The organism is Pseudomonas sp. CGJS7, assembly GCF_036961695.1.
This window is the reverse complement of the sequence record NZ_JBAMDI010000291.1, coordinates 1-1535: the sequence shown is the minus strand read 5'-3', so window position 1 is coordinate 1535 and position 1535 is coordinate 1. Positions and strand designations below refer to the sequence as shown.

At 66.8% G+C, this 1535-nt stretch carries 1 pseudogene; it reads right to left on the bottom strand.

What is annotated here, in order from left to right:
- Positions 1 to 1535: pseudogene (locus V7787_RS52740) on the bottom strand (hypothetical protein); the annotation flags it as partial.

Sequence of the window (1535 nt, the reverse complement as noted above, 5' to 3'; positions counted from 1 at the left end):
GATCGGCCGCCGCCACGTTGACGATCTTGTTCGGGCCGCTGCCCAAGTGATTGGCGCTATACGCACCCGCGCCGCCGTTGGCAGCCGGATCCCACAACAGCGAATCCTCCCCGAGCGAGGTGATCTTGCTGTCCACCGCCTTGAGCTGACTGACGTTGACCGCGTCGGTATCGACGGCGCCCGCTGCCACGTTCGACAAACGGCGCTCGCTGCCCGCCTTGCCGATCGACACTTCGCTCAGCGCGAAGGGAGCGGCGACGGTATAGGTCGAATCGGTCGGCACATAAGCCGCCTGGCCAAGCGTGGCGCCATCGGCGATCGAATCCGAGCCCAGCGCTACGCTACTTGCATTGCTGGCGCGGCTGTTCGAACCAATCGCCGTCGTGCTGGTGGCACTCGCCTCCGCGCTACTGCCCAAAGCCAATGCCACGACTCCGGTCGAACGCGCCTGAGAACCCATCGCAACAGCGCCGGATGCGCTGGCCTGCGCGGCCAGGCCCGTCGCGATCGACGAACTGCCGCTGGCGGTGGCCGTGTCGCCCAGCGCCAAGGAGAAATCGCCGTTGGCCGTGGACTCATCGCCAATGGCGATCGCGTACTGCGCCGTCGCCTCCGAACCCGAACCGAGGGCCAGGCCGCTGAGCGCATTGGCCAACGCGTTCTCGCCGATCGCGATGGTTTCGTCGGCGGCCGCGCGGGCGTTGTAACCGACGGCGGTGGAGTTGGCGCCGGTCGCGAAGGCATCCGACTGCGCGTTGGGGCCCTCGTTGGTGCGGACATAACGCACACCGTGGCCGTTGGCGTCCTGGTAGGCCTGATCGGTCGGACCGACCACGGCGTTGAGCGCGGCGATGTCGCCTTCGTTCGTGGTCACGCGATTACCGAGCGCAGCCACGTCCTGGTTGGTCTGGAACAGCTGCGAGCCGTTGACCGCATCGGTGCTCGCTGCGCTCAGACCAGCCGCGGCCACGCCGGTGATCTTGCCGGCGCCGCCGTCGTTGATCACCACATTGCCGAACTTCGGCGACTCGGCCAGCTGCACGTTGATCGCGCCGGTGGCCGGGTCGGTCACCGTCTTGACGTTGGCGCCGGAATACGCGCCGGCCGTGGCCGCATCGCCGCGGACCGACAGCGTCTGACCGAGGTCGCGGTGCACGACGCCAGCGGCGGCATCGTTGCCGGTGAAGTTCATGCCCTGGGTCGTAGAACCGCCGGCGACCGCATCGAGCTGGCTCTTGTTGACCGCATCGGTGCCCGCGACGCCAGCGGCGACGTTGCTGATGACCTTGTTGCCGGCATTGATACCAGCCGCAGTCACGCTCGGACCGCCGGTGATGGTCAGGCCGGTGGTGTCCAGACGGCTGTTGCCCGCAACGACGCTGTTGACGGTGATGTCGTCGGCCAGATCGAAGTTGACGTTGTTGTCGGTGCCGGCCTTGCTGACGACGATGTTGCCGTCGGTGTTTTTCAGATCGATCGACTCGCTCGGGTCGACGTTGGAACCGTTCGCCCCCTGCGCGGTGAGAGTAAAACCA